This is a genomic window from Nitratireductor aquibiodomus (assembly GCF_900105565.1).
Taxonomy (GTDB): Bacteria; Pseudomonadota; Alphaproteobacteria; order Rhizobiales; family Rhizobiaceae; genus Nitratireductor; species Nitratireductor aquibiodomus.
Window position 1 is genome coordinate 2,631,436 of sequence record NZ_FNSL01000001.1, and the last position, 20,384, is coordinate 2,651,819.

Annotated in this window: 18 protein-coding genes; 10 read left to right on the forward strand and 8 right to left on the reverse strand. The window is 61.5% G+C overall.

Annotated features, from left to right (window positions below; genetic code table 11):
- The first annotated feature begins 1 nt into the window (after position 1).
- The 7 genes from oppB (at position 2) to BLW55_RS12645 (ending at position 7,781) form a co-directional block, all read left to right on the forward strand.
- A complete protein-coding gene (gene oppB / locus BLW55_RS12615) occupies positions 2–919 on the forward strand; it encodes an oligopeptide ABC transporter permease OppB (RefSeq protein WP_090329035.1) in 918 nt (305 codons plus the stop codon).
- Entirely contained in the window at positions 912–2,054 is a 1,143-nt protein-coding gene (locus BLW55_RS12620; RefSeq protein ID WP_007008763.1) for an ABC transporter permease, read from the forward strand. Before oppB ends, BLW55_RS12620 begins: the two co-directional genes overlap by 8 nt.
- 1 nt (position 2,055) lies before the next feature.
- Entirely contained in the window at positions 2,056–3,696 is a 1,641-nt protein-coding gene (locus BLW55_RS12625) for an ABC transporter ATP-binding protein (RefSeq protein ID WP_036540604.1), read from the forward strand.
- A 646-nt stretch (positions 3,697–4,342) separates the two neighbouring features.
- Positions 4,343–5,362 (forward strand): TRAP transporter substrate-binding protein, encoded by a 1,020-nt coding sequence (locus tag BLW55_RS12630; protein ID WP_090329036.1) that lies wholly within the window; start codon positions 4,343–4,345, stop codon positions 5,360–5,362.
- A gap of 82 nt (positions 5,363–5,444) precedes the next feature.
- Complete coding sequence (locus BLW55_RS12635; RefSeq protein ID WP_100213191.1) at positions 5,445–6,035, forward strand: TRAP transporter small permease; 591 nt, start codon at positions 5,445–5,447, stop codon at positions 6,033–6,035.
- Positions 6,036–6,049: 14 nt separating this feature from the next.
- A complete protein-coding gene (locus tag BLW55_RS12640; protein ID WP_090329037.1) occupies positions 6,050–7,333 on the forward strand; it encodes a TRAP transporter large permease in 1,284 nt (427 codons plus the stop codon).
- Positions 7,334–7,343: 10 nt separating this feature from the next.
- Positions 7,344–7,781, forward strand: a complete 438-nt coding sequence (locus BLW55_RS12645) for a universal stress protein (RefSeq protein WP_007008767.1) — start codon at positions 7,344–7,346, stop codon at positions 7,779–7,781.
- Between the two features lie 101 nt (positions 7,782–7,882).
- On the opposite strand, the gene BLW55_RS12650 is transcribed toward BLW55_RS12645, so the two are convergent.
- Positions 7,883–8,062: a hypothetical protein gene (locus BLW55_RS12650; RefSeq protein WP_040665184.1), complete on the reverse strand. Its 180-nt coding sequence runs from the start codon at positions 8,060–8,062 to the stop codon at positions 7,883–7,885.
- A gap of 162 nt (positions 8,063–8,224) precedes the next feature.
- Here BLW55_RS12650 and BLW55_RS12655 point away from each other — a divergent pair, with 162 nt between their 5' ends.
- Positions 8,225–9,145, forward strand: a complete 921-nt coding sequence (locus tag BLW55_RS12655) for a LysR family transcriptional regulator (protein ID WP_090329038.1) — start codon at positions 8,225–8,227, stop codon at positions 9,143–9,145.
- A 428-nt stretch (positions 9,146–9,573) separates the two neighbouring features.
- On the opposite strand, the gene BLW55_RS12660 is transcribed toward BLW55_RS12655, so the two are convergent.
- Genes BLW55_RS12660 through BLW55_RS12680 form a run of 5 tightly spaced genes read right to left on the reverse strand, consistent with a single transcriptional unit; the run spans position 9,574 to position 14,856 of the window.
- Positions 9,574–10,401 carry an ABC transporter ATP-binding protein gene (locus tag BLW55_RS12660; protein ID WP_090329039.1) on the reverse strand — a complete coding sequence of 276 codons (828 nt, stop codon included), beginning with the start codon at positions 10,399–10,401 and terminating at the stop codon, positions 9,574–9,576.
- Positions 10,398–11,258 (reverse strand): ABC transporter ATP-binding protein, encoded by an 861-nt coding sequence (locus BLW55_RS12665; RefSeq protein WP_090329040.1) that lies wholly within the window; start codon positions 11,256–11,258, stop codon positions 10,398–10,400. Before BLW55_RS12665 ends, BLW55_RS12660 begins: the two co-directional genes overlap by 4 nt.
- Before the next feature lies 1 nt (position 11,259).
- Complete coding sequence (locus BLW55_RS12670; RefSeq protein WP_007008772.1) at positions 11,260–12,195, reverse strand: ABC transporter permease subunit; 936 nt, start codon at positions 12,193–12,195, stop codon at positions 11,260–11,262.
- 2 nt (positions 12,196–12,197) lie between these two features.
- Positions 12,198–13,202: an ABC transporter permease subunit gene (locus BLW55_RS12675; RefSeq protein WP_007008773.1), complete on the reverse strand. Its 1,005-nt coding sequence runs from the start codon at positions 13,200–13,202 to the stop codon at positions 12,198–12,200.
- 58 nt (positions 13,203–13,260) lie between these two features.
- The gene (locus BLW55_RS12680) at positions 13,261–14,856 is read right to left on the reverse strand and encodes an ABC transporter substrate-binding protein (RefSeq protein ID WP_007008774.1); all 1,596 of its coding nucleotides are present in this window, start codon (positions 14,854–14,856) and stop codon (positions 13,261–13,263) included.
- Between the two features lie 228 nt (positions 14,857–15,084).
- Here BLW55_RS12680 and BLW55_RS12685 point away from each other — a divergent pair, with 228 nt between their 5' ends.
- Both BLW55_RS12685 and BLW55_RS12690 read left to right on the forward strand, forming a co-directional pair.
- Positions 15,085–15,636 (forward strand): DUF924 family protein, encoded by a 552-nt coding sequence (locus BLW55_RS12685; protein WP_090329041.1) that lies wholly within the window; start codon positions 15,085–15,087, stop codon positions 15,634–15,636.
- Positions 15,637–16,007: 371 nt separating this feature from the next.
- Entirely contained in the window at positions 16,008–17,882 is a 1,875-nt protein-coding gene (locus tag BLW55_RS12690) for a long-chain-fatty-acid--CoA ligase (RefSeq protein ID WP_090329042.1), read from the forward strand.
- A gap of 205 nt (positions 17,883–18,087) precedes the next feature.
- Here the strand turns inward: BLW55_RS12690 and BLW55_RS12695 are convergent, their stop codons facing one another.
- Both BLW55_RS12695 and murA read right to left on the reverse strand, forming a co-directional pair.
- On the reverse strand, positions 18,088–18,981 hold the full coding sequence (locus BLW55_RS12695) for a glucosamine kinase nucleotide-binding domain-containing protein (RefSeq protein ID WP_177175072.1): 894 nt from the start codon (positions 18,979–18,981) through the stop codon (positions 18,088–18,090).
- Positions 18,978–20,234, reverse strand: a complete 1,257-nt coding sequence (gene murA / locus BLW55_RS12700; RefSeq protein ID WP_090329044.1) for a UDP-N-acetylglucosamine 1-carboxyvinyltransferase — start codon at positions 20,232–20,234, stop codon at positions 18,978–18,980. Before murA ends, BLW55_RS12695 begins: the two co-directional genes overlap by 4 nt.
- Positions 20,235–20,384 lie beyond the last annotated feature (150 nt).

The window sequence follows — 20,384 nt, forward strand, 5'->3', positions numbered from 1 at the left end:
GATGCTCGGTTATGCCGTGCGCCGTCTTCTCGGCGCGATTCCGACCCTGTTCCTGATCGTCACTTTCGCCTTCTTCCTGATGCGGGTGGCGCCGGGCGGCCCCTTCGACCGCGAGCGCACGCTGGAAGCGAAGGTCCTGGAAAACCTGAACCGTGTTTTCCACCTCGATAAGCCTGTCTGGGAACAGTATTTCTATTATCTCGGCAATCTCGCCCGTGGCGATCTGGGGCCGAGTTTCATCTATCGCGATTTCTCCGTTCAGCAACTGCTCGGCAATGGCCTGCCCGTGTCCATCCAGCTCGGTGGCATGGCCCTGCTCGTCGCGCTGCTGATCGGCTGCGTGCTCGGCAGTATCGCCGCGCTGCGCCAGAATTCATGGATCGACTATTCGGTCATCGCGGTTGCCACATTCGGCATCACCGTGCCGAACTTCGTGGTCGCCCCGCTTCTGTCGCTCTTTTTTGGCGTGTGGTTCAGCCTGTTGCCGGCCGGCGGCTGGAACAGTCCTGAATCCATGGTGCTGCCCGTCATCACGCTCGCCCTGCCGCAGGTGGCAATCATCGCCCGCCTGATACGCGGCTCTATGATCGAGGCGCTTCGCTCCGACCATGTGCGCACCGCGCGTGCCTATGGCCTGCCGACGCGCATGATCGTGGTCGTTCATGCGCTGCGGGCGGCCTGTCTGCCGGTGATTTCCTATCTGGGGCCTGCCGCAGCCGCGCTTCTGACGGGTTCCGTGGTGGTGGAAACCATCTTCGGCCTGCCGGGCATCGGCCGTTACTTCGTTCAGGGCGCCCTGAACCGCGATTACACGCTGGTCATGGGCACCGTCATCATCATCGCCGTCTTCGTGGTGGTCTTCAATCTGATCGTCGACCTCCTCTATGCGGCGCTGGATCCGAGAGTGCGTTATGACTGACATCGCCACCGGCCAACTGCCGCCCGAGGGCGAGCTGCCGACCACCAGGAGCCGCTCGCTCTGGGAAACGGCTTTCATGCGGCTGCGCAGAAACCGCGCCGCCATGGCCAGCCTTTTCATCCTCATCCTGTTCGTGTTTGCGGGCATTTTCGGTCCGATGCTGGCGCCGCATCCCTATGCGCGCGTCTATTCGGACTTCGTGAAGGTGCCGGCCAGCCTCGAGCCCTATCCGCGTCAGGCTGAGATCGTGCCACTGGCCGAATCCGCCCTGTCACGGGCGCGGCTTGAAACCAGCTCCATCGAGCTTGATGGCAACACGCTGCGCATCGAAGCAACATCCAGCCGCGAGATCGATCCGCGCGTGACGCGCTATCTCGACCGCTCGGATCTGTTTTCGAACGCCCGCGTGGTCGAGCAGGCGGGCGACAACAGGTCAATCGTCATGGAGGCGGACGTTCAGCGTCTGCGCTTCATATTCGGAACGGATGCGAACGGGCGCGACCTGTTCGCACGCGTGCTGATCTCGATCCGCATCTCGTTGATGATCGGCGCACTCGCCACCGGCGTGGCGCTGTTGATCGGCGTGATCTACGGAGCCACAGCCGGCTTCCTGGGCGGGCGCGTCGACAACATCATGATGCGCATCGTCGACATATTGTACTCGCTGCCCTTCACCTTCTTCGCCATTCTTCTCGTGGTGTTCTTCGGACGAAACGTTGTCCTGATGTTCATTGCCGTCGGCGCGGTCGAGTGGCTGGACATGGCGCGCATTGTGCGTGGGCAGACCATCGCGCTGAGACGGCGTGAGTTCGTGCAGGCGGCCGAGGCGCTGGGCGTAGGCTCTCGTGGCATCCTGAAGCGCCACATCATCCCCAACACGCTCGGACCGGTGATCATCTACATGACGCTGCTGGTGCCCAAGGTCATTCTTCTGGAGAGCTTCCTCTCCTTCCTCGGCCTTGGCGTGCAGGAGCCGCTCACCAGCCTGGGCGTGCTGATCTCCGAGGGCGCGCGCAACATGCGCGGTGCGGCCTACATGCTGCTTTATCCGTCGCTGGCGCTCACAGCGCTCCTGTTCGCGCTCAACTTCCTGGGCGATGGCTTGCGCGATGCGCTCGATCCGAAGGACCGGTGACATGATGAAGCAGAACGAGGAACGCATCTTCGATATCCGCGACATCCGCGTCACCTTCGACACGCCCGATGGCGCAGTCGAGGCGGTGCGGGGCGTGGATATGCATGTGAACGCCGGCGAAACGGTCGCCGTCGTGGGCGAATCTGGATCGGGCAAGAGCCAGATCATGATGGCGTCGATGGGGCTTCTGGCCGCCAACGGCTCCGTCTCCGGTTCCGTCACCTATCGCGGGCAGGAACTCATCGGCCTGCCGCGCGCGAAGCTCAACAGGATCCGCGGCGCCAAGATCACCATGATCTTCCAGGAGCCGATGACCTCGCTCGATCCGCTCTACACGATCGAGCGGCAAATCTGCGAGCCGATCCGGGTGCATGGCGGGCTTTCGGCCGGGGCGGCGCGCCAGCGCGCGCTGGAGCTGCTTAAACTCGTCCACATTCCCGATCCCGAGCGGCGAATGAAATCCTATCCGCACGAGCTTTCGGGCGGTCAGCGCCAGCGCGTGATGATCGCCATGGCGCTCGCCAATGATCCGGACCTTCTGATCGCCGACGAGCCGACAACGGCGCTGGATGTGACCATCCAGGCCGAGATTCTCGGCCTGCTGGCCGAGCTGCAGAAGAAGCTCGGAATGGCCATCCTCTTCATCACCCATGATCTCGGCATCGTCGAGGCCTTTGCCGACCGCGTCTATGTGATGCAGAAAGGGCTCGTGGTGGAGACCGGCGGGACAGAAGACATTTTCCAGCGGCCGCAGAAGGATTACACGAAAATGCTGCTGGCCGCCGAACCGGAGGGCCACAAGCCGCCGGTGGGCGATGACCAGCCAATCCTGCTCGATGCCAGGGATATGTGTGTGACCTTCACCATCAAGGGCGGCTTCCTGTCCGGTCCGGGCTACGAGGTGAAGGCGGTGCAGAATGTCGGGCTGACGCTGCGCGCCGGCCAGACCATCGGCATCGTCGGTGAATCGGGGTCGGGCAAGTCCACGCTCGGTCGCGCGCTCCTGCAGCTTCTGCCGTCCGAGGGGCGAGTGGTTTATCAGGGCACGTCCATTCAGGGGTTTGACCGCGCGGCCATGCGGCCGTTTCGGCGCAATCTGCAGATGGTGTTTCAGGACCCCTATGGCTCGCTTAGCCCCCGCATGACCGTGGGTGAGATCATCACCGAGGGGCTTCTGGTGCATGAGCCGAGCTTGTCCGGACGAGAGCGCGACAGGCGCGCCATTCAGGCGCTGGAGGAGGTTGGACTCGATCCATCCATGCGCAACCGCTTCCCGCATGAATTCTCGGGTGGTCAGCGTCAGCGCATCGCCATCGCCCGCGCGGTGATTCTGAAACCCACCGTGATCGTTCTGGATGAGCCGACATCGGCGCTCGACCGGTCGGTGCAGAAGCAGATCATCACCCTGCTCAGGCGCATCCAGGAGAGCCACAACCTGTCCTTCATCTTCATCAGCCACGATCTGGCCGTGGTGAAGGCGCTCTCCGACTATGCGATCGTGATGCGGTCCGGGAAGGTCGTGGAAGAAGGGCCGACCAGCGAGGTCTTCGACAATCCACAGAGCGAATACACGAAGGATCTGATGGAAGCAGCCTTCAATCTTCGGGAAGTCCTGAACCGGCAGGCGGCTGCCCGCGTCTAGAGCATTTTTTGCAGTCAGATAGAATCACCTGACGTCCTCATACACGCGGAAAAACAGACAGATAGAGCGGAGCGGCGTTTCGGTGAAACGGTGAGCCGCTCTAGTATTCAAGCCGGGTTGCCCAGGCCGTTGCGGGCAATCCGGCGGTTCTTTCCCCACGTTTCCTTGCAGCTGAAAACAATAAGTTTCGCCCTGGGTGGAACTTTGTTGATCGCGGCTCGTTTTGACCATGGAAACAATCGATTTAACAATCGATTGACTCTGCCGCGCGTCTGTTTCACGCTGGCCGGGTCGAACGACGACAGGGAGCAAGGAGGGGCGTTTGAACGCACTCCAAATGATCGGCTTGAACGTTGGGGCCACACCGGCGCGGTGTGGTCGCTTGCGTGCGTTGTGCCGACACCGGGCGGTCATCGCTCCGGATCTGGCGAGTGCCACTTCGTTCCCCCTGCTTCTCGGGCGCAGCAAGAAGCGGCGTCGCAAGTTCCCGGCAAAAGCACGTCTACGCGGCATCGCGACCGTGCCTGGCTGGTTCCCGGCCAGCTGACGACGCTCATTCAAAAACGTCTGCCCGTGCCTCAGCGTCGGTGCGGGCGTGAGTATTTTTTTGCCTGACCAGTTTGTTAAAAGACCAGAGGAGAACAGAATGCGTTCCATCAAATCCCGCTTAATGGCAGGTCTCGCCAGCACCGCGATCGTGCTGGCCGGTGCCGTCGCAGCTCAGGCGGAGACCTGGAAATACGCCTTCGAAGAAGCGATGACGGACGTTCAAGGCATTTACGCCCAGAAATTCAAGGAAGAGGTCGAGGCCAACTCGGACCACGAGATTCAGCTCTTCCCCTTCGGCACGCTGGGTGAATCCGCCGACATCATGGAGCAGGCGCAGGCCGGCATCCTGCAGTTCGTCGACCAGTCGCCCGGTTTCACCGGCGCGCTTATCCCGGAGGCACAGGTCTTCTTCGTTCCCTACCTGCTTCCGGCCAAGTCGGAAGATCTGGGTGAGTTCTTCCGCAACTCCAAGGCCATCAACGAGATGTTCCCGGAGCTCTACGCAGAGCAGGGCCTCGAACTTCTCAAGATGTTCCCCGAGGGCGAGGTGGTGATGAACACCAAAGACCCCGTGGAGAAGCCTGAAGACCTCAACGAGGTGAAGTTCCGCGTCATGACCAACCCGCTTCTGGTGGAAAGCTACAAGGCATTCGGCGCAACGCCAACGCCGCTTCCCTGGGGCGAGGTCTATGGCGGTCTCCAGACCAACATCATTCAGGGACAGGAAAACCCGCTTTTCTGGGTCGAGTCCACGAAGATGTATGAGGTGACCGGCGCGATCACGCTCACCGGCCACAACAACTTCACCACCGCAGTGATGGCCAACAAAGACTTCTATGATGGCCTCAGCGACGAGGACAAGAAGGTCGTTCAGGACGCTGCCGATGCGGCATTCGAGCATATTCTCGAATACCAGAAGGGCCTGAGCGAAGAGTCGCTCGCCAAGATCAAGGAAGCCAAGCCCGAGATGACGATCAGCGATCTCACCGAAGAGCAGCGCGCTCCCTTCAAGGAAGCGGCCGCCCAGGTGGAAGCCAAGTTCATCGAGATGACGGGCGACAGCGGCAAGAAGATCCTTGACCAGATGAAGGAAGACCTGAAGGCGGCGACGCAATAATTCGCTGCCTTGAGCAATAACAAGCTGGACCCTGCGGCCTTTCCGGTCGCGGGGTTCCGTCATCTCATTGAGGGGAATGAAGATGGGCAGTGAAGACCAGAAATCTGAACCGCACAGCGAACACTACGAATCCACACTGCCCGGCGTGATCGGCATGTTCGACAATGCCATCAGCCGCATAGAATCGGTCATGCTTGCGCTCGGCGTCATGCTCATGGCGGTCAACACCATCGCCAATGTCGTTAGCCGCGCCATCGGCAGCACGATCTTCTTTTCCGAGGAGCTCAACCGCATCCTCATCATCCTGATCACCTTTGCCGGCATTGGCTATGCCGCCCGGCACGGTCGTCACATCCGCATGTCGGCGCTCTACGACGCCTTGCCGGCAAAGACGCGCAAGGTGCTGATGATTGTCATCACGGTGATCACCGCGCTCACCATGTTCGCGCTCTGCTATTTCGCTATCGGCTACATCGCCAAGGTGGCCAAGTCCGGCCGTGTTCTTTCGGCCATGCAGATCCCCGTCTACTGGATCTACCTCTGGGTCCCCGTCGGGTTCTTCATCACCGGTGTGCAGTATGCGCTCACCGCGCTGAAGAACGTCGTCCAGAAAGACATCTATCTCTCCACCCATGTGCTGGAGGGATATGAGGAAGATGAAATCGAGATCTGAGCGGGGCCACGACCATGACACTCAAAATTTCCACCATCATGATCGTGCTGCTGCTGTTCGGCTTCCCGATGATGATTCCGCTCATTCTGGGCGCGGCCTACGGCTTTTACGGTCTTTTCGGCGGTTTCGACCGCATGGACTTCATGGTTCAGCAGATGCTGGCGGGCATTCGCCCGGCTTCGCTGATCGCCGTTCCCATGTTCATCCTCGCCGCCGACATCATGACGCGTGGTCAGTCCGCCGACCGGCTGATCGACATGGTCATGAAGTTCATCGGCCACATCAAGGGCGGTCTCGCGGTTTCCGCCGCTACGGCCTGCACCCTTTTCGGCGCGGTCTCCGGCTCGACACAGGCCACGGTGGTCGCGGTCGGCTCGCCGCTGCGCCCGCGCATGCTCAAGGCCGGCTACAACGATTCCTTCGTTCTGGCGCTTATCATCAACGCGAGTGACATCGCGTTTCTCATACCGCCTTCAATCGGTATGATTATCTATGGCGTCGTCTCCAAGACGTCGATCGCCGAGCTCTTCATCGCCGGCATCGGGCCGGGACTTCTGCTTCTGGTCCTGTTCTCCGCCTATTGCATCATCTATGCGACCGTAAAAGGCGTGCCGACCGAGCCGAAAGCGCCATGGCGCGAGCGCGTCGCCGCCGTGCGCGCAGCCATCTGGCCGCTTTTCTTCCCGGTCATCATCGTCGGCGGCATCTATGGCGGCATCGTCAGCCCTACGGAGGCGGCGGCCATCTGCGTGGCCTATGCGCTATTCCTTGAGCTGGTGATCTTCCGCTCGCTCTCCATTCCCGACATCTACAAGATCTCCAAGTCCACCGGGCTCATTACTGCCGTGGTGTTCATCCTTGTTGCCGCCGGCACGGCCTTTTCATGGGTTATTTCCTTCGCGCAGATCCCGCAGGAAATTCTCGGCGCCATCGGCATTGACGAGATGGGCCCGAAAATGGTGCTCGCCGTCATCTCGATCGCCTTTTTTGTCGGCTGCATGTTCGTCGATCCGATCGTGGTGATCCTCGTTCTGGTGCCGATCTTTGCGCCGGTTGTCGATTCGGTTGGCCTCGACAAGGTTCTGGTCGGCACGATCATCACGCTGCAGGTGGCCATCGGTTCCGCCACGCCACCATTCGGGTGTGACATCTTCACGGCCATAGCCATCTTCAAACGGCCCTACATGGATGTGATACGGGGCATTCCGCCCTTCACCCTCATCCTGCTCGGGGTGTCGGCAGCACTGATCTTCTTCCCGCAGATTGCGCTGTTCCTGCCCAGCCTGGCATTCGATTAGGAGAGAGCCGATGTTCAAAAGGATACTCGTCCCGGTCGACGGCTCGGAGAATTCGCTCAAGGCACTGAAGATGGGGGTCGAGATGCAGAAGACCACCGGCGCCGAGCTGATGACACTGACCGTGTTCCGACATCACAGCCTTCTGGAGGCGTCGATGTCCATGGTGCGGCCCGATGACCCGCAGAACCTCGACGACGCCATGCGCGAGCACGCCAAGGAGATCGCCGATGCCGCCAAGAAGGCGGCAGTGGAAATGGGCGCCGAAAGCCCGCGCGCCTTCGTGAAAAGCGGCCAGCCGGCGCGCACCATCGTGAAGTTTGGCAAAGAGCGGGAGGTGGACCTGATCGTACTCGGCAGTCGCGGTCTTGGCGATCTGGAAGGCTATCTCCTGGGCAGTGTGTCCCACAAGGTCACCAGCCTTGCCAATTGTCCTGTCATGGTGGTGTGATCGAAGCGAAAGTACAGATGCAATAAGGGCCGGATCCGCTGTCGGGTCCGGCCCTTATCTGTCGTGTTCCAAAAGCGTATAGGCGCTCAGTCCAGGCGGTCTCAAACCGGGTCCGCTCCACCAATTGGCGGCGTGCCTGTCGGCTTGCGCCAGATGTGCCCGATCCGCGTACCAATTGCGGTCAGGGCGTGCTTCAGAACCGTGGAACGGGCCTTGTTCGCCTGCCGCGCATAGCGCTGCAATTCAGGGCTGGAACCAACGCCCACCGTGTAGTGCGACATCAGAACCTCCTTGAGAGGGTTGGCAATGTAGAGAGTCTGCTGCGATGTGCCGCCGGGTTTGACCGGTCAACCCATCGCTACAGTTCCTATTTGGGGTCTACGGCCGCTTTACACAATAGAAATTATTCTTCCCGTTGTGTGCGTTTATGTTACGCTAAAGCGATGAGACATCGCCTGCCCAATCTCAACGCCGTCAGGGCATTCGACGCGGCAGCCCGGCATCAGAGCTTTTCGCGCGCCGCTGCAGAGCTCGGCGTCACTCATGCCTCGGTCAGCCGCTACATCAAGAATCTCGAGGCCGAGCTCGGCATGCCATTGTTCGAGCGCCGACACCGGCAGGTGGCACTCACACCGGGTGGCGCGCGTTACGCAGAGATTGTCGCCGATGCGCTGATGCTGATCTCGCTCGACACGGGCACGCGCGCAACACGCAACGCAAAGGGGCGCGTGGTTCTGGAGTCAGATTCCGACCTGGCCGCACTCTGGCTCATGCCGCTACTGACCGACGCGGTGCTGGAGGACCTTGGCATCGAGCTTGAGCTGCGCTCCTACCCCGAGCCGCCGCGCACCATCGCACCCGACACGGACCTTGCCCTCACCTGGGGCCGGCTTGATGTGCCGGGGTTCACGCGCGAGCCGTTTCTGGATTTCACGATCTTTCCCGTCTGCGCGCCTGAACGGGCGGAGCATGTGCGCACCCACGGGCTGATCGCCAACAAGCTGATCTACGACCGCGGTGTGAATACATGGGACGAGCTTCTGCGGCGGCAGGGCACCAACCTCAGTGCCGCATCGGGCCATCTCATCTTTCACCGCACGCAGCTTTGTCTGGAAGCGGCGGCACGGGGGCTTGGCGTGGCGCTTGGCGACGATGTCACGGCGGCGGCGATGTTGCGTGACGGCCGGCTGGTGCGTCCCTGCGGTCCCTCCGTTGCCGGTCGCAACAGCTATTATCTGTCCTCGGTGTCGCGGGGCCCGGTCAGCCCTTCGGCAGTGGCCATGCGCGCATGGCTTCTGGAAAAGGCCGCCGAGCATGTGCGCTGGGCGGAAGAGACAGGCTACGCGCTGCCGAAAGAGGGGTGAATGAACGCGGGGTTGGGAGGCTACACACTCGTCATCCCGGCCGAGCGCAGCGAGAGCCGGGACCCATTGAGGGGCGCGGCCCCTCTCCACAACAGGAGCAGGTGGCCCAACATGCGCCTGAAGCAGAACCGGGCCGCGCTTCATGACAATCTTCCAATGGGTCCCGGACAGCCTGCGGCTTCCGGAATGACGGGTTGGTGCATCTATCCGCCTTCGTCATCCCGGCCAGGCGTAGCGCGAGCCGGGACCCATTGAGAGGCACGGCCGATCTCCACAGAAGGAGCCAATGGCCCAACACGCGCCCGAAGCGCATCCGGGCTGCGCTCCATGACAGTCTTCCAATGGGTCCCGGATAGCCCTTCGGGCTTCCGGGATGACGCTGTCGCGTGGCTTTCAGCGCGGCGCGTTCACACTGCCAGGTGTCAGGCTTACGCTGCCTTCTCCGCCAGCCGCTTCCTGATGCTTTCCACATCGGCGCGTGGCGTCGCTGCAAAGAGCGATTGCGTGTATTCGTGCTGCGGGTCGGTAAACACCGCATCGCGGGTTCCGTATTCCACGGCTTCGCCGAAATACATCACCATCACTTCGTCGGCGATATAGCGCACCACCGAAAGGTCGTGGCTGATGAAGACATAGGTGAGGCCGAACTCTTCCTGCAGATCCGCCAGAAGGTTCAGAACCTGCGCCTGCACCGAAAGGTCGAGCGCGGAGACCGGCTCGTCCAGCACCAGCAGGCGCGGTCTCAGCATCAGCGCGCGCGCGATGGCGATGCGCTGGCGTTGGCCGCCGGAGAACATATGCGGATAACGGTTGAAGTGCTCGGCCTGCAAACCGACCTTCAGGAGCATTTCCATGGCGCGTTCGCGCCGCTCCTTCACGGGAACCTTCTCGTTGATGATGAGCGGTTCCATCAGCACATCGCCGATCTTCTGGCGCGGGTTCAGCGAGCCATAGGGGTTCTGGAAAACGATCTGCACCTTGCGGCGCATTTCCGAATCCACACCCTTGTTGCTTATCTCCACCGGCTTGCCGTCGATCAGCAGCTCGCCGGAGGTGGGTGCGTCGATCATCGTCATGATGCGGGCGAGGGTGGATTTCCCGCAACCCGATTCGCCGACGATGGCCAGCGTTTTGCCTTTCTCGACCTTGAGGTCGATCCCTTTCAGCGCATTGATGGTGCGGCCTTTGCCGAAAAATCCGCCGCCGATGTGATAGTCGCGCGTGATGCCGCGTGTTTCCAGGACGATCTCGCTCATGGGCGTGCTCCCGTCTGCGGCGCTTCATCGAACGCGAAGTCGGAGACGGTCGGCAGGCGGTCGCCCGTCGCATTCTCCGGCAGGGCCGAAAGCAGCGCCTTGGTATAGGGGTGCTGGGGCTTTTCAAAGAGGGAGAGCACATCGGCCTCCTCCATCTTCCTGCCCTTGTACTGCACGATCACGCGATCAGCTGTTTCCGCCACCACGCCCATGTCATGGGTGATCATGATCATGCCCATGTTTTTCTCGGCCTGGATAGACACCAGAAGATCGAGAATCTGCTTCTGGATCGTCACGTCGAGCGCGGTGGTCGGCTCATCGGCGATCAGGAGCTTGGGATTGCAGGCAATCGCCATGGCGATCATCACACGCTGGCATTGGCCACCCGACATCTGATGCGGGTAGGCATTCACCCGGTCCGCCGCATTGGGCAGGCCCACTGCCTCGAAGAGTTCCACCGTCCGGTCACGCCGCTGGCGGGCCGAAAGATCGGTGTGCATCTTCAGTGTTTCGTCGATCTGGAAGCCGACCGTGAAGCACGGGTTGAGGCTGGCGATCGGCTCCTGGAAGATCATGGCAATGTCCTTGCCGACGATCTTGCGCCGTTCGGATGGCGACAGGTTGAGGATGTCGCGGCCCTGGAAGGTCATGGCGTCCGCCGTGACCTTTGCGGTCCAGGGCAGAAGCCCCATCACCGCCAGCATGGAAACGGATTTTCCGGAGCCCGATTCGCCGACAATGGCGAGCACCTCGCGCGCCTCGACGGACAGCGAAACGCCGTCCACCGCGCGCAGGGTGCCGCCCGCCGTCTCGAATTCGACGCTCAGATTGCGGATGTCGAGAAGAGCATCACTCATGTCACGACCTCTTCAGCTTGGGATCGAGCGCATCGCGAAGACCGTCGCCCATCAGGTTGATGGCGAGAACGGTGATCAGGATGGCAAGACCGGGGAAGGTGACGACCCACCACGCACGCAGGATGAACTCGCGCGCTTCGGCCAGCATCGTGCCCCATTCGGGTGTGGGCGGTTGTGCACCCATGCCGAGGAAGCCCAGCGCGGCGGCATCGAGGATCGCGGTCGAGAAGGAGAGCGCCGCCTGCACGATCAACGGTGCGGTGCAGTTCGGCAGGATGGTCTTGAACATCAGCCGAATGTTGCCCGCGCCGGCAACGCGTGCCGCCGTCACATAATCGCGTCCCTTCTCCGACATCACCGCCGCGCGCGTCAGGCGCACATAGTGTGGCTGCTGCACGAGTGCGATGGCGATCATCGCGTTGACGAGGCCCGGCCCCAGAATGGCAACCAGAACCAGCGCCAGAAGCAGCGACGGAAAGGCGAGGATGATGTCCATCACACGCATGATGATCGTGTCCACCGCGCCGCGGAAGTAACCGGCGATGAGGCCGACCAGAATGCCCACGGAGACGGCGACTGATACCACCACCACGCCGATGAAGAGCGAGAAGCGCGCGCCGTAGATGAGACGTGAGAGCACGTCGCGCCCGACGGCATCGGTGCCGAGGATGAACGACCAGTTGCCGCCTTCCTGCCAGACCGGAGGCAGAAGGAAGAAGCCGCGATTTTGCAGGCTTGGGCTGTGCGGGGCGATCACAGGCGCGAGAAGCGCAATGACGACGATTGCCAGGAAGACATAAAGGCCGATCACGGCGCCGCGGTTCTGGCTGAAATAGTACCAGAACTCCGCAAGGCGGGCGCGCCGCGTGACCGCGATGACCGTGCCGCCTTCGAGACCGACGGCGGCATTCGGATCTTTTGTGTTTGTCGAGCTCATGGTCAGTGCCTGATTCTCGGATTGATCAGACCGTAGAGAACGTCCACGATCAGGTTCACGATCATGATGATGGCGGCAATGAGCAGAAGACCGCCCTGCACCACCGCATAATCGCGCTTGAACACGCTGTCGACCATCCACTTGCCGATGCCCGGCCAGGAGAAGATCGTCTCGGTGAGGATCGCGCCGGCCAGCAGCACGCCCACCTGGAGACCGATCGTGGTCACCACGGGGATGAGCGCGTTGCGCAGCGCATGGAGGCCAATCACCCGGCGCGGCGGCAGGCCCTTGGAGCGCGCTGTGCGCACATAATCTTCGCCCAGCACCTCAAGCATGGCCGAGCGCGTCTGGCGGGCGATCACCGCAAGCGGGATCGTGGCCAGAACGATGGTCGGCAGGATGAGATGTGAAAGCGCGGATTTGAATGCACCCGCCTGACCCGACAGAAGGCTGTCGATCAGCATGAAGCCGGTGACCGGCGGGAAGAAATAAAGCAGCGAGATGCGGCCTGACACCGGCGTCCAGCCAAGAATGCCGGAGAACAGAATGATCAGGAGTAGACCCCACCAGAAGATCGGCATGGAATAGCCGACAAGGGCCGCGCCCATCACGGTCTGGTCGAGCCAGGAACCGCGCCTGACGGCGGCGATCACGCCGAGCGGCACACCAATGGCAACCGCCACGATGATCGCGCAGAGCGAGAGCTCGATCGTCGCCGGGAACAGTGTCAGGAATTCCTGAAGCACCGGCCTCTTGGTGACGATGGATGTGCCGAAATCGCCCTGCAGCAGGTCCGTCATGTAGTTGAAATACTGTACGAACAGCGGCTGGTCGAAGCCATAGAGCGCCTGGAGCTGCTGATAGCGCTCCTCGCTCATGCCGCGCTCGCCGGCCAGAAGCATGATCGGATCGCCGGGCAGAAGGCGAATGAACGAAAAGGCGACGATGGACACCCCGATGAATGTGGGGATCAACAGCGCCAGCCTGGAGAGAAAGAAACGGAGCATCTAATACACGACCGGCGACAGCTCGCGCTGCCGCCGGTTCCTGTTCTCGGTGAGGGGCCTATTCGGCGATGTCTACGCCTTCAAAGGCGTGACCGCCAAGCGGGTCCATCTTGTAGCCGGTCACTTCCTTGCGCATCGGCATGTGGACGACCGAGTGAGCGATGGTTGCCCACGGAGCCTCGCGCTTGAAGACCACCTGGGCCTCTTCATAGAGCTTGGCGCGCTCTTCCTGCGAAGAGAGCGTCTTGGCCTTCTGGATCAGACCCTCGAACTCCTCGTTGCACCATACGGCGCGGTTGGAGCCGCCAACACCGTCACAGCCAAGAAGCACGGCGAGGAAGTTGTCCGGATCGCCATTGTCGCCGGTCCAGCCAAGCAGCACGGCGCCGTCGCGGTCTTCCGCCTTGGAGCGCTCAAGATACTCGCCCCATTCGTAGGAAACGATCTCGACCGTCACGCCGACCTTGGAGAAATCCTCCTGGATCAGCTCGGCCATGCGACGCGCATTCGGGTTGTAAGGACGCTGCACCGGCATTGCCCAGACCTTCATGGAAAGGTCGCTCACGCCTGCTTCCTCAAGCATCTTCTTGGATGCTTCCGGATCGTACGGATCGTCCTCGACCGCGTCGTTATACGACCACATTGTCGGCGGGATCGGGTTCTTGGCGGCCTGACCGGCGCCCTGGAACACGGCGTCGAGAATGGCTTCCTTGTTGATCGCCATGTTCAGCGCCTTGCGGACCTTCGCATTGTCGAAGGGCGCAACCTTGGTGTTGTAGGCAAGGTAGCCGACATTCAGGCCTTCCTGCTCGTCAACCTTCAGCGCTTCGTTCGCCTTCAGGCTCTCGATGTCGGCCGGGTTCGGATAAGGCGTGATGTGGCACTCGCCGGCGATCAGCTTCTGCTGGCGCACCGAGGCCTCGGTGGTGATGGCGAACACCAGATCGTCGATCGGCTGTTTGCCGTTCCAGTAGTCCGGATGCGCCTTGTAGCGGATCACGGCGTCAGGCTGGTAAGCCACGAACTGGAAGGGGCCGGTGCCGACCGGCTTCTGGTTCAGGTCCGAGAGGTTGCCGCCCTCGGCAAGCTTGTCGGCGTACTCCTTCGAGAAGATGGAGGCAAAGTCCATGGCCAGATTGGCGATGAACGGCGCTTCCGGACGGGTCAGCACGAACTTCACCGTGTAGTCATCGACCTTTTCGATGGACTTCACGAGGTCCGGCATGGACATGCCGTTGAAATACTCCCACGAAGCACCTTCCACATAGGCGTGGTAAGGATGGTCTTCCTGAAGCTGACGGTTGAACGAGAACAGCACGTCATCGGCGTTGAAGTCGCGGCTCGGCGTGAAGAAGTCCGTGGTGTGGAACTTCACACCCTCACGCAGCTTGAAGGTGACCTCGAGACCGTCGTCCGAAATCTCCCAGCTCTCTGCCAGGCCCGGAATGGTCTTGGTTGTGCCCGGCTCGAACTGGACAAGGCGGTTGTAGACCGGCTTCGACGATGCGTCGAATGTGGTGCCCGCGGTATAGAGCGCCGGGTCGAAGCCTTCCGGGCTTCCTTCCGAGCAATAGACAAGCGTCTTTGCGCCGGCCGCGCCGCTCAGCACCGTGGCGGCCAACAGCGCAGCCGCGAAGGTCAGTTTGCTTTTCATTGAGGTCTCCCTGATTCTCACATGGGCCCACTCCCGAGGCCCTGGAAGCTGGCATATAAGCAAAGTTCGAATAGGGAGGGAACTCCCTCGAACACTTTACCGCCTTAAATGCAATTATTTGTCGAATCCGAGTTAACGGATGCAACAAAACTCCATTCGCGCTCTTGTAGTATGGCTATGAGAGAAACCATATCCGCAACAGTGTCGACGTTTCGAGGAGAAGAACGCATGAGCGATAACTGGCAGCAGGAGGTTCTGGATTTCTGGTTCGAGACGCTGACGCCCAGGGAATGGTTTGCGGTGAGCGAGGAGACGGACACTCTGATCCGCGAGCGGTTTTCCCCCCTTCATGAGCGGTTGATGCGCGATCTGCCGGAAAGCGTTTTCACCGATCCCGGGGCAGCTCTCGCCGCTGTTATCGTGCTCGATCAGTTCCCGCGCAACATTTATCGCCGCCGGCCGGGCGCTTTCGCCTCGGATGAGCTCGCCATGCGGGTTGCCAGCCATGCCGTCGACAAAGGCCTCGATGAGGGAATGAGCGAGCGCGAGCGCCAGTTTCTCTATATGCCGTTCATGCATTCTGAAGTGCTTGCCGATCAGGAGTGCGCCGTCATGCTGTTCAAGTCGCTCGGCCAGGAAGAGGCACTGAAATACGCGATAGAGCATCGGGATATCGTGGCCCGCTTTGGGCGCTTTCCGCACCGCAACCGTGTTCTGGGCCGGGAGAGCAGCCCGGAGGAACTGACCTTCCTGGAAGGACACGCAGGCTACGGCCAGTGATGCAGAGCACGCCTTATGGTGTCATCGCACCAGTATCCGCAATTCGAAAGCCGCTCCCTCCATCCCGAGGCACCGCGCGCATCTCGGGTTCGACCCGGGCACAGGCAAATTCATGTTTCCTGTGTGGTTTTTGGATTTGAAGCCTGCAAAACGGCCTCGCCCCGAGAGCGGGGCAATCTTCAAATCCACCACGCTGGCGGGGAGGCGCAATCGCACTTGTGAAACCCCGTACTGTCGCCATACACTCGCCTTTTGAGGGGAGATCATCATGATGCCGCGCGCTTGCCTAATCGTCGTATGACGGTTTGTGTTGCGTTTGGTATTACGTGAACGTAAACGTTATAGCTGGTTTTTCTTTCTGGGAGGAGCAGTTGGCAAAAAGCGCAAAGACGCCCGCCAAGGGTGAAGAGAAAACCGCGCGCACCGCAAAGGGCGGAACGGGCGGCAAGACGGCGGCCAAGAAAGCGGCATCGACCGCGGCGAAGAAGCCGGCGGGGAAATCCGCAGCCGGTGCGGCGAAGAAGTCGGCGACTTCTGCCGGCAGGGCTGCGCCGAAAAAAGCCCCGGCGTCCCGCAAGGCCGGGATCCCCCGGCCATGGGTGGAGCATTATCCCGAGGGCATTCCCGCCGAGATGGGCGACTTCCCCAACAATTCGCTTGGCGAATTGCTCGTGGATGCCTGCAAGACCTATGGAGACCGCCCCGCTTTCACCTGCATGGGCAAATCGCTCAGCTACCGCGACCTTGAGGAGATGTCGCAGCACTTCGCGGGCTATCTGCAGTCGCTCGGGCTTGAGCGCGGCGCGCGCGTTGCGCTGATGATGCCCAATGTCCTGCAATATCCCGTCGCCATGATGGCGGTTCTGCGGGCCGGCTACGTGGTGGTCAACGTCAATCCGCTCTACACGCCGCGAGAGCTGGAACATCAGCTCAACGATGCGGGTGCGGAAGCCATCGTCATTCTGGAAAACTTCGCCCACACGCTCGAGGCCGTCGCCTCGAAGACTTCGGTGAAGCACGTGGTTGTTGCCTCGATGGGCGAGCTTCTGGGGCTCAAGGGCCATATCGTCAATTTCGTGGTGCGCCGGGTCAAGAAAATGGTGCCCGCCTGGTCGCTGCCGGGCCATGTTTCCTTCAGGGAGGCGGTCAAAAAGGGCGCGTCCCATGGGCTCAGGCCGGTAGAGATCGCGCTTTCGGACAATGCCTTCCTGCAATATACGGGCGGCACGACCGGCGTTTCCAAGGGGGCGACGCTCACCCACAGCAATGTGCTGGCCAATGTTATCCAGAATGAACTCTGGTTCCGCAGCGCCTATATCGGCAAGCCGAAGCCCGGTGCGCCGGTGCTGATCTGCGCCTTGCCGCTCTATCACATCTACGCGCTCACGGTGAACGCGCTGATGGGCATGAAGCTCGGTGGCAACAATGTGCTGATACCCAATCCGCGCGACATTCCCGCCTTCGTGAAGGAGCTGCAGAAATACGACTTCCACATTTTCCCGGGGCTCAACACGCTGTTCAACGCGCTCCTGAACAATGAGGATTTCTGCAAACTTCCCTTCAAGAGCCTGCTTGTCACCTTCGGCGGCGGCATGGCGGTGCAGCGCGCGGTCGCCGAGCGCTGGCAGAAGCTCACTGGCTGCGTGATCTCGCAGGGCTATGGTCTCTCGGAAACCTCGCCCGTGGCCACGGTGAACAGCTTTGCGGCGAAGGAGTTCACCGGCACGATCGGCTATCCGATTTCGTCCACCGACGTCGTCATCCGTGACGACAAGGGCAAGAACCTGCCCTTTGGCAAGGTCGGCGAGATCTGCATTCGTGGCCCGCAGGTGATGGCGGGCTACTGGAACCGGCCGGACGAAACCGCCAAGGTCATGACCGAGGACGGGTTCTTCCGTTCCGGCGACATGGGCACCATGGCCGAGGATGGCCAGGTCACCATCGTCGACCGCAAGAAGGACATGATCGTTGTGTCGGGCTTCAAGGTCTTCCCCAACGAGGTGGAAGACGTGATCGCCAATCACCCGGGTGTTCTGGAAGCAGCGATTGTCGGCGTCGAGGACGAGCATTCAGGCGAGGTGCCGAAGCTCTTCGTGGTCCGCAAGGACGCGAACCTGACGGAAGAGGACCTCAAGAAGTTCTGCAAGGAGAACCTCACCGGCTACAAGCGCCCGAAATATGTCGAGTTCCGCGACGAACTGCCTAAATCCAATGTCGGCAAGATCCTGCGCAAGGAACTGCGTTGAAACGGAAAGGCCCGCGCCCGGTTTGAATTGACCCTTAAGGTTGCGCGGGCCTTCATTTTCGTGGCTCTGGCGTTGTGCGTGGTTCGACAAGCTCACCATGAGGGAGGGCTTTGATTGCACAACCCGTCGTGCCAGCCATTCCATTCCTCATGGTGAGCTTGTCGAACCACGCACAGCGTTGATGCAACGCGGTTGTCCCGTTCATTTAAAGCGCTGTCCGCCCCTCCGCCGCCCGTCGCGCAAGGATGATCGCGCCGTCCACGGCATCGCCGTCGGCGGGCTTCAGGCGCCGGCGCACATCGGGTGAGAGCCAGGGCTCGAGAGGGCCTGAAAGCCCGCCAAGCAGTGTCACGCGCGGTGCGCCCTGATCGAACAGCGTGCGCACCAGCATGTCGATCTCAGCTGCCGCGCCCTGCACGATGCGCCGCGCGGCGCCATCGCCCTGGTCGGCATGGCGCAGCACCATGGGCGCGAAGGTGGCATAGTCCGTGGCACTTGCCCGGTCCATCCAGGCCACCACCTCTGCCGGGTCATCGTCGAAGCGGCGCATCACTTCGGTCAGAAGCGCGCTTTGCGGAATGCGTCCGTCATGGCCCTGCAGTGCGGCACGCACGGCATTGAGGCCGATATCCGCGCCGCTTCCCTCATCGGAAATGGGAAAGCCGTAACCGCCGATGCGCAAATGCCTGCCTTCCACCAGACCAAGCCCAACCGAGCCGGTGCCGGCAATGGCGATGGCGCCATCGAGACCCGAATGCGCGCCAAGGCACGCCGTGTCGCTGTCGCTGGCAAAAACGATGCTGGCGAAGGGGTGCGATAGCGCCTGAAACGCTTCGATGGCCCCCTTTCGGCGCATGCCGGCAAGGCCGATCCCGGCATGAATGCGGGCGATCTCTGCCTCGCTGAAGCCCGCTTCCTCGATTGCAGCCTCCACTGCGCGCCGGACCGAGGCCCATGCGGCCTCAACGCCGAGCCTCGTGGTGGCCGGGCCGGAAAGGCCCTGACCGAGCACGGCACCTGCTGCATCCTCGATGCGGGCCCGGCAGCCCGTGCCACCACCATCGACGCCGAGATAAAAATGGCTCTCCCCGTCGCTCATGTCTGCAACCGCTCGATTGTCGCGCCGCATTGCGCCAGTTTTCGGTTGAGCTGCTCATAGCCGCGATCGATGTGGTAGACGCGATTGATGATGGTTTCGCCTTCCGCGGCAAGGGCTGCAAGCACAAGGCAGACCGAGGCGCGCAGATCCGTTGCCATCACCTGCGCGCCCTTGAGCGGCTTGCCACCCCGGACCACGGCAGTCGTGCCCTGTAGGGTGATGTCGGCGCCGAGTCGCGCCAGTTCCGGCACATGCATGAACCGGTTCTCGAAAATCGTCTCGCGGATGAGCGATGTTCCGTCGGCGCAGCAGGCGAGCGCCATGAACTGCGCCTGAAGGTCTGTCGGAAAGCCCGGATAGGGTTCTGTGGTGAGGTCGGTCGTGCGCAGGGTGCCGCTTCTCGAAACCACCAGGCCCCGGTCGCTCGGCCACACATTCACACCCATCACCTCCAGCGCCTGGATCACGGCGGCGAGGTTTTCCATGCGCGCGTTCACCAGTTCCAGCGCGCCACCGGTGATGGCCGCAGCCACCGCATAGGTGCCGGCCTCGATGCGGTCGGGGATGACGTGATGCGCAGCAGCCTTCCAGGCGGTGCCACCCTCGATGATGATGCGATGGGTTCCCGCTCCCTCGATCTTCGCGCCCATGGCGTTGAGACAGGCGGCGAGGTCCGCCACTTCCGGTTCGCGCGCCGCGTTCAGGATTTCGGTTTCGCCGCGTGCGGCAGTGGCCGCCATCATGGCCGTCTCCGTCGCGCCCACCGAAGGCGAACTCAGGATCACCCGTGTGCCTTTGAGTCCATCGGATGCGCGGGCGACGATCAGACCGCCTTCGATACCGATGTCTGCACCCAGCATTTCGAGCGCTTTCAGGTGCATGTCTACCGGCCGTGCTCCAATCGCGCATCCGCCGGGCAATGAGACCCGCGCCTCGCCGAACCGCGCAAGCAATGGTCCGAGAAAGAGGACCGTTGCCCGCATCCGCCGCACCGTTTCATAGGAGACTTCGCATGAAACCATCGCGCTGGCGTCGATCACCGCCGTGTGGGCGTTGCGGGTCACCGACGCGCCGTAAAGCTCGGCGACCTGGAGCATGTTCTCCACATCGGAGACCAGCGGCAGGTTCGACAGTTCAAGCGGATGCGGGCTCAAAAGCGCAGCGGCAATCTGGGGCAGTGCGGCATTCTTTGCCCCGGCAATGGTGACGGCGCCCTGAAGCGGTTTCCCGCCTGTTATTCTCAGTCTGTCCATGATTGCGGTTCCGGAAACACCTATGGGCGAAGCGCCAGTCTCTATTGGTGAATTCCTTTGATCAAGCCCTTATGGGAATATATTATTCCATTTGGTAATTCCTTCGGGATTCCCCTGCCGGCGAAACTCATTTAGTTTCGCTATCCCGTT